General features: G+C 76.1%; 7 protein-coding genes and 1 riboswitch. Of the genes, 4 read left to right on the top strand and 3 right to left on the bottom strand.

Annotation, left to right across the window (positions count from 1 at the left end):
- Positions 1-89 precede the first annotated feature (89 nt).
- The 3 genes from thiD to thiM form a co-directional block, all read right to left on the bottom strand.
- The gene (gene thiD, locus Q1A09_RS08630; RefSeq protein ID WP_299953591.1) at positions 90-908 is read right to left on the bottom strand and encodes a bifunctional hydroxymethylpyrimidine kinase/phosphomethylpyrimidine kinase; all 819 of its coding nucleotides are present in this window, start codon (positions 906-908) and stop codon (positions 90-92) included.
- Positions 905-1,558 carry a thiamine phosphate synthase gene (thiE, locus tag Q1A09_RS08625; RefSeq protein ID WP_299953589.1) on the bottom strand — a complete coding sequence of 218 codons (654 nt, stop codon included), beginning with the start codon at positions 1,556-1,558 and terminating at the stop codon, positions 905-907. The genes thiD and thiE overlap by 4 nt, the downstream gene beginning before the upstream one ends.
- Positions 1,555-2,349 (bottom strand): hydroxyethylthiazole kinase, encoded by a 795-nt coding sequence (gene thiM, locus Q1A09_RS08620; RefSeq protein WP_299953586.1) that lies wholly within the window; start codon positions 2,347-2,349, stop codon positions 1,555-1,557. Before thiM ends, thiE begins: the two co-directional genes overlap by 4 nt.
- Positions 2,342-2,435: riboswitch (TPP riboswitch) on the bottom strand. Its footprint overlaps the gene before it by 8 nt.
- 104 nt (positions 2,436-2,539) lie before the next feature.
- Here thiM and Q1A09_RS08615 point away from each other — a divergent pair.
- The 4 genes from Q1A09_RS08615 to Q1A09_RS08600 all read left to right on the top strand — a co-directional run bounded on the left by Q1A09_RS08615 (position 2,540) and on the right by Q1A09_RS08600 (position 6,709).
- Positions 2,540-3,103 carry an NfeD family protein gene (locus tag Q1A09_RS08615; protein WP_299953584.1) on the top strand — a complete coding sequence of 188 codons (564 nt, stop codon included), beginning with the start codon at positions 2,540-2,542 and terminating at the stop codon, positions 3,101-3,103.
- Entirely contained in the window at positions 3,100-4,653 is a 1,554-nt protein-coding gene (locus Q1A09_RS08610) for a flotillin family protein (RefSeq protein WP_299953581.1), read from the top strand. Before Q1A09_RS08615 ends, Q1A09_RS08610 begins: the two co-directional genes overlap by 4 nt.
- A gap of 77 nt (positions 4,654-4,730) precedes the next feature.
- A complete protein-coding gene (locus Q1A09_RS08605) occupies positions 4,731-6,239 on the top strand; it encodes an HNH endonuclease signature motif containing protein (protein WP_299953579.1) in 1,509 nt (502 codons plus the stop codon).
- Positions 6,240-6,259: 20 nt separating this feature from the next.
- A complete protein-coding gene (locus Q1A09_RS08600) occupies positions 6,260-6,709 on the top strand; it encodes a GNAT family N-acetyltransferase (RefSeq protein ID WP_299953577.1) in 450 nt (149 codons plus the stop codon).
- Positions 6,710-6,869 lie beyond the last annotated feature (160 nt).

Here is a 6,869-nt window from a genome sequence, read left to right as displayed (position 1 = left end):
GTCAGACCACCAGCCCACCCAACGCCATCACCTTCAAGATCACCGCACCAAACTTCAACGCTGCCTGACGCTACCGAGCCCTCAGCCGGTCACCAGCGGCCGGCGAAGTGGTGCACCGGGCCGTGCCCGGAGCCGACGCCCAGCTCGCCCCCGGCGACCAGCGCCGCCTGCAGGTAGTCCCGGGCGCCCTCGACCAGCGGCGCCCAGTCCGGCTCGTCGCCGGCCAGCCGGGCGCGGGCGGCCAGCGCGGCCAGGGCGGAGGACAGCGTGCAGCCGGTGCCGTGCGTAGCCGTCGTCGCCACCCGGGGACGGCGGGTCTCCACCACCCCGGCCGCGGTGACCAGCACGTCGACGGAGTGGTCACCGCCCAGGTGCCCGCCCTTGAGCAGCACGGCGGCCGGCCCCAGCGCGAGCAGCGCGGTGGCCTGCGGGGCGAGCTCGTCGACGGTGGTCGCGGGCGCGACGTCCAGCAGTGCGGCGGCCTCGGGCACGTTGGGGGTGAGCAGGTCGGTCACCGGCAGCAGGTCGGTGCGGACGGCGTCCACCGCGTCCTGCGAGATCAGCCGGTCGCCGCTGGTCGCGACCATCACCGGGTCGCACACCACCGGCCCGGCCGGGCGGTCGGCCAGCACCGCCGCGACCTCGCGCACCACGTCGGCGGTGCCGAGCATCCCGAGCTTGGTGGCGTGCACGGTGACGTCGTCCAGCAGGGTGCGCACCTGCTCGGCCACGAACCCGGCCGGGACGCCGTGCACGCCGGTGACTCCGCGGGTGTTCTGCGCGGTCAGCGCGGTGAGCACCGCCGTGCCGTAGGCGCCGAGTGCGCTGAAGGTCTTGAGGTCGGCCTGGATGCCGGCGCCGCCGCTGGGGTCGCTGCCGGCGATGGTCAGCGCCACGGCCGCGGTCACGCCGGCACCCCGCTCAGCGCGGTGCGCAGCGCCCGGGCCGCCGCCGTCGGGTCGGCCGCGGTGCAGATGTCGGAGACGACGCAGATGCCGTCCACCCCGGTGGCGGCGACCTCGGCCGCGGTGCCGGCGGAGATGCCGCCGATGGCGACCGAGGTGAGCCCGCCGGCCCGGGCGCGGGCGGCCAGCTCCCGGGTGCCGTCCAGCCCCAGCGCCGCGCCGGCGTCGGGCTTGGTGGGGGTGGACCAGACCGGGCTGAGCCCGACCAGGTCGACCGTGCCGGCGGGGAGGGCCAGCACGTCGTCCAGCTCGGCGGCGCTGCCCACCGAGACGCCGACCAGCGCGCCCGGTCCCAGCAGCGTGCGCGCCTCGCCGGGTGGCAGGTCGTCGGCGCCCACGTGCACCCCGTCGGCGCCGGTGAGCACCGCGACGTCGACCGCGTCGTTGACGATCAGCGCGACCGCCGGCGGCAGCACCGCCTGCACCGCGTGGACCAGCGCGAGCAGATCGCGCCGGGACGCCGTCTTGTCCCGCACCTGGACGGCGGTGACCCCGCCGGCGACCGCTCCGGCCACCACCTCCGGCACCGACCGCGGTGCGCACAGCACCGTGTCGGTGACCAGGTAGAGCGTCGGGTCGAAGCCGGCCCTCATGAGTCGCGGACGTCGGCGGCGGCCAGGGCGTCGCCGTCCACGGCGTCGAGCGCGTCCAGCCAGAGCGGGGCGAAGGTGCCCGGCCCGGCGGCCCGCGCGGCGGCGGCCTCGGCGGCGAGCGCCACGTGGGCGTGCGCGGCGACCGTGGCGGTCATCAGGTCACCGGCGGTGGCGAGGTAGGCCGCGACGATCCCACCCAGCGCGCAGCCGGCGCCGGTGGTGCGGGTCAGCAGCGGCGACCCGCCGCCCACCCGGACGACGCGCTCCCCGTCGGTCACCACGTCCACCGGCCCGCTGACCGCGACGATCCCCAGCGTCCGGCGGGCCAGCTCCTGGGCCGCCTCGAGCGCGGCCTCCGGGGAGTCGGTGCTCTCCACCCCGCGACCACCCTTCCCGGCGCCGGCCAGCGCGAGCACCTCCGATGCGTTGCCCCGGACGACGGTGGGCCGCAGCTCGACCAGGTCGGCGGCGAGCTCGGTGCGGAAGGAGAGGCCGCCGACCGCCACCGGGTCGAGCACCCACGGCCGGCCGGCCTCCCCGGCGGCCCGGGCGGCCAGCCGCATCGCCTCCGCGGTGCGCTGGTGCACCGTGCCCACGTTGACCAGGACGGCGGAGGCGACGGCGGCGAAGTCCCCGGCCTCGGCGGGTTCATCGACCATCGCCGGGGCGGCGCCGATGGCCAGCAGGGCGTTGGCGGTGATCGTCTGCACCACGGTGTTGGTCAGGCAGTGCACCAGGGGTGCGGAGTCGCGCAGCGCCGTGCCGGCGGCGCGCAGAGCGGTGGCGTCCACGCCGTGACATCCCTTCGCCAGTGCGAACTGGAGCAGGTTCGACGGGTGTGCTCTCAGTCCCGGGCGGGACACCCCGTGTCAGGCCGGGACGCTAGCACCGCGCCCGGCCCGCCGCGGCCGGTGCGCCCGCCCGGCTTGATCACGAGCCGCTGACCTGCGACTCTGTGCGCCGGACCCAGGAGGAGGGCACGTGGACCCCATCGCCGTGGCCTTCCTCGCCGTCGGCGGGCTGGGCCTGCTCGTGCTCGTCGTCGCGCTGCTGGCCGGCGAGATCGGGGAGATCGGCCCGATCGACGCCGACGGCCCCTTCTCCCTCCCCGCCATCGCCGCGTTCCTCGGTGGGATCGGGTTCGGTGGCGCCGCGGCCACCGCGCTGCTGCCCGCCCTGCCCGGCGCCGTCACCGTGCTGCTCGCCCTGCTCGCGGGGCTGGTGGTGGCGCTCCCGCTGGCCGCCGGCGCCGTCCGGCTGTCGGCGCTGCTCCGCGACATGCCCACCGAGCCCACGCTCACCGCCGACCGGCTGCTCGGCGCCCAGGGGGTCGTCCTCTCCGCGGTGCCCGCCGGCGGGCTCGGTGAGGTCCGGCTCGGCGTGGCCGGCCAGCAGCTGAAGTACCACGCGCGCAGCGACGTCCCGTTGCCCGCGGGCACCCCCGTCTACGTCGTCGACACCCTCACGGAGACCTCCGTGCAGGTCGTCTCCACGGCAGCGGAGACGACCGACCTCTTCCCAGACCCCGGAGGAACCCAGCCGTGACCCTGCTCATCGCCCTCGGCGGCATCGCCGTCCTCGTGCTCCTGCTCGTCCTGCTGGTGCTCTCCCGGATCAAGGTCGCCGGGCCGAACCAGGCCTTCCTGGTGACCGGCCGGCAGGGCCGCTCGGTCACCGGCACCGACGGCGCGGTCAGCCGGGACATGTCCGGGCAGAAGGTCGTCATGGGGGCCAGCGTCTTCGTGCTCCCGGTGGTGCAGAAGCTGCACTCCATCGACCTGTCCAGCCGGCGCATCCCGGTCGGCATCCGCGGCGCGGTGAGCCTGCAGGGCGTCAAGTGCGACCTCGAGGGCGTCGCGATCGTCAAGGTCGGCGGCAACGAGGGCGCGATCCGCGCCGCGGCCCAGCGGTTCCTCGCCCAGCAGGAGGGCATCGACACCTTCACCTCGGAGGTGCTGGCCGGTGCGCTGCGCTCCATCGTGGGCCGGCTGACGATCGAGGAGATCATCCGCGACCGGGCCGCGTTCGCCTCCGCCGTCGCCGAGGAGGCCGAGTCCTCGCTCACCGGCCAGGGCCTGGTGCTGGACACCTTCCAGCTGCAGGACATCCAGGCCGAGGGCACCTACCTCGCCGACCTGGGCCGCCCGGAGGCCGCCCGGGTGCTCAAGGAGGCGTCGATCGCCGAGGCCCGCGCCCGGCAGGCCGCCCAGCAGGAGCAGCTGCTCGCCGACGAGGCGATCGCGGTCTCCCAGCGTCAGCTGCAGCTCAAGCAGGCCGAGATCGACGCGGAGATCGACGCCGCCAAGGCACGCGCCGCCGCCGCCGGCCCGCTCGCCCAGGCCGCGCAGGACCAGGACGTGCTGACCGCCCAGGAGAAGGTCGCCGAGCGGACGGCGGCGCTGACCCAGGCGCAGCTGGACACCAAGGTGCGCCGTCCGGCCGACGCGGAGCGGTACCGGGTGGAGCAGGAGGCCGAGGGCCGCAAGAACTCCGCCATCCTCACCGCCGAGGCCCAGCGGCAGGCCACCATCGCCGCCGCCCAGGCCGCGGCCGAGCAGGCGCGGCTGTCCGGTGAGGGCGAGCGGGCCCGCCGGTCGGCGCTGGCCGAGGCCGAGGCGATCGAGGGCGCCAAGCGGGGTGAGGCGGAGAAGCAGCGCCGCCAGGCGATCGCCGACGCCGTCGAGCGCGAGGGTGCTGCCGAGGCCGCCGCCATCCTGGCCCGCGGCAAGGCCGAGGCCGAGTCGATGGACGCCCGGTCCGAGGCGTTCGCCAACTACGGCGAGGCCGCGATCCTCGACCTGCTGGTCAAGGTGCTCCCGGAGGTGGTCGCGGCGGCCTCGGCCCCGCTGTCGGCGGTGGAGAAGATGACCGTCATCTCCGCCGACGGCGCCGGTTCGCTCGGCCGGTCGGTCGCGGCGAACGTCGCCCAGGGCCTCCAGCTGTCCGGTGACCTCACCGGCCTGGACGTCGCCGCGATGCTCAAGCGGCTGGGCAACGGGGCCGCGGGGAGCGTGGGCGAGGCGGCGCCGGTCACCCGCGTCCCGCTCGACGGCAACTCGCTCGACGGCAACGGCGCGACACCGGCGCGCGACTGACCCGCCGGCGTTCCCGCGGGAACGCCGTTGGACCGCTGACCTGCGGTTCTGTCGTACCCCCGGAGCAGCATCGCGGCATGGGTGCACTCGTGGCGGTCGGTGGCAGGTCGGTGGACGGCGTGGCTGTGGACGGCGTGGACGGCGTGGACGGCGATGGCGCGTCCGTGCCGCGGCCGGCCGAGCGGTCGGTGGCCGAACTGGCCCGGGAGATCCGGTCCGGGGCGGTCCGGCTGGCGGCGGCGACAGCTGTCTGGCTGCGGCTGGTGGCGGAGTTCGACGCCCGGGAGGGCTGGGGTGAGGTCGGCGTCCAGAGCTGTGCGCACTGGCTGGCCTGGCAGTGCGGCATGAGCCCCGGAGCCGCGCGGGAACACGTCCGGGTCGCCCGGGCGCTGGGCTCGCTGCCGGTGACGGCGGAGGCGTTCGCCGCCGGCCGGCTGTCGTACTCGAAGGTGCGGGCGATCAGCCGGGTGGCCGACCCCGGCACCGAGGTGGAGCTGGTCGAGCTCGCCCGGCACGCCACGGCGTCCCAGGTGGAGCGGGTGGTGCGTGCCTGGCGCCGGTCGGACGCCGTCGACGAGGGCCGGGTCGCGGAGAAGCGGTCCTTCCAGTGGCACTGGGACGCTGACGGGATGCTGGTGCTGCAGGTCCGCATGGACGGCGAGTCCGGCGCGGCCCTGCTGGCCGCGGTGGAGTCGCTGGCGGAACGGGACGCCCGCCGGGAACGCGCTGCAGCGACCAGGGCAGCAGCGGCGGCCGCAGAGGCGCCGATCGGAGAGGTGCCGCCCACGGACCCAACGCCCACCGAGACGGGGACGGCCGGTTGCCCTGCCGAGCCCGACACGTTCCCGCGGGAACGGATGAGTGCCCGGCGCTGCCGGGCGCTGGCCCAGCTGGCCGAGGTCGCCGCCGACACCGGCCGGCGAGCGGGCGACCCACCCCGCCGGGAGGTCGTGGTGCACGTGGACGCCGACGTGCTGGCCGACGACGCCGCCGCCGGGCGGGCGCACTTGGAGGGCGGGCCGGCGCTGGCACCGGCGCAGGTGCGGCGGATGGTGTGCGAGGCGTCCCTGACGGTCATCGTCGAGCGGAACGGTCAGCCGCTGGCCCTGGGACGCCGTCGACGGCTGGCCACCCGGGCGCAGCGGCGGGCGTTGTCGGCCCGCGACGGCGGCTGCGCACGGCCGGGCTGCACCGAGACCCGGATCGAGCGGCTGCACGCCCACCACCTCACCCCGTGGCGGCTGGGCGGCCGCACCGACGTGTCGGCGATGGTGCTGCTGTGCGATGTCGACCACGGCCTGGTGCACGACGAGGGCCTCGTGCTCGACCGTCGAGGGCGGGAGCTGGTGGCCCATGACCGGGGCGGGCAGCCGGTCTGGGGCCCGCCCGACCCGGCCTTCGGTGCCGGCCTCGCCGGAGAGCCGGCGGAGGCGGTGCGCCCGCCGCTGACCCTCGTGTCCGACGCCCCGCTGCCCGGCGCCCCACTGCCCGACGCATGGCCTGCCGGCGGGGAACGGATGGACCTCGGGCACGTCGTCTGGGCGTTGCTGGCGCATCGGGACCACCTGCGGCGGACGGCCTCCTGAGCGGTTGCGAGGATGACGCCGTGACCGATGCCCCCTCTCTGCGCTCGGCCCGGTTCGCCGAACTGACCCCCGCCGAGCTGTACGGGCTGCTGCGGCTGCGGGTCGACGTCTTCGTCGTCGAGCAGGAGTGCCCCTACCCGGAGCTGGACGGCCGGGACGTCGAGCCGACCACCGTGCACCTGTGGTTCGCCGACGACGAGGGCACGGTGCTGTCGACGATCCGGGTGCTGGAGAACGGTGAGGACCGGGCGATCGGCCGGGTGGCCACCGCGGTCCAGGCCCGGGGGCGGGGGCTGTCGGCGCAGTTGGTGCAGCGGGGCATCGAGCTGTGCGAGGGCCGCACGATCGACATCGGCGCGCAGGCGTACCTGGAGTCCTGGTACGAGCGGTTCGGCTTCCGCCGGTCGGGGCCGGACTACCTGGAGGACGGCATCCCGCACCTGCCGATGCGGCTGGCCGGCCGGGGCTGACCCGCGCGGACGCAGGGTCACCGGGCCACCCGGAGGGCTGTCACTCCGACGACCTTCTCGTCACCCAGCGGAGTGATCAGGTGACCATCTGTCTTCTGTTGGCCGCTGCGGGGACCTAGCGTCCGGGGTTCCGAGGTGGCCTCCGCCGGCCGACCTCACC

The sequence above is a fragment of the uncultured Modestobacter sp. genome (assembly GCF_947486615.1).
In the GTDB taxonomy this organism is placed as follows: Bacteria; Actinomycetota; Actinomycetes; order Mycobacteriales; family Geodermatophilaceae; genus Modestobacter.
Note: the sequence above shows the minus strand (reverse complement) of the source record. Positions and strands in the feature narration are given on the sequence as shown.